General features: G+C 48.1%; 1 pseudogene. It reads right to left on the bottom strand.

Annotation, left to right across the window (positions count from 1 at the left end):
* Nucleotides 1-642: pseudogene (locus OB13_RS20485) on the bottom strand (hypothetical protein); the annotation flags it as partial.

Here is a 642-nt window from a genome sequence, read left to right on the forward strand (position 1 = left end):
AAGGCGATTGTTTTCCCGACTGCGGCTATGTCCGCTTTCTTTGTGAGGGACCTGAAAAGCAGTAGGGTTATAAACAGCAAGTTCAGCAGCATGAGTAAATTTCCGCCCAGCACAGCCAGTCTGTTTGGGGTAATGCCCCATTCCGCGATCCGGAATACAATGGCCGACAGCGCGACACCATTGACCACGACCGTTACCGCAGATAAAAGGAAAAGTACCCAGGTAGCAGTGGTGTTTTCGGTTGTTTTGGAGCTTTCTGCTATGGAGAAAAAAATGATCGCCATCACCCCGATCAGGAGTAAATTGAAAATGATCAGAAACTCGCGGTCGTTGTAGGGGTCTTTGCCTGAGTATAAGATGGCAAAAAGGTAAATAACCAGCATGACCAGCACCAGCGGACTGAAGATCTTAGCAATTACCGGTGAGACTTTATTGACCAGCTGCGGATTGGTTTGGGTCAGGTAGGTACCCACTATGGGCGCAGCTGCCAGCCCGAATATCCCAACGTAATCAAAGTAAAATTGCTCGATCTGAAATCCAATCAATGAAAATAGCCCGATCGTGAGTCCTGTCATGATCCCGCCGGCGATCAGGATAAGGGTTGTCATGACAATCAGGTCGCCGTTATACCTTAAATAATCG

The sequence above is a fragment of the Pontibacter sp. HJ8 genome (genome assembly GCF_054824225.1).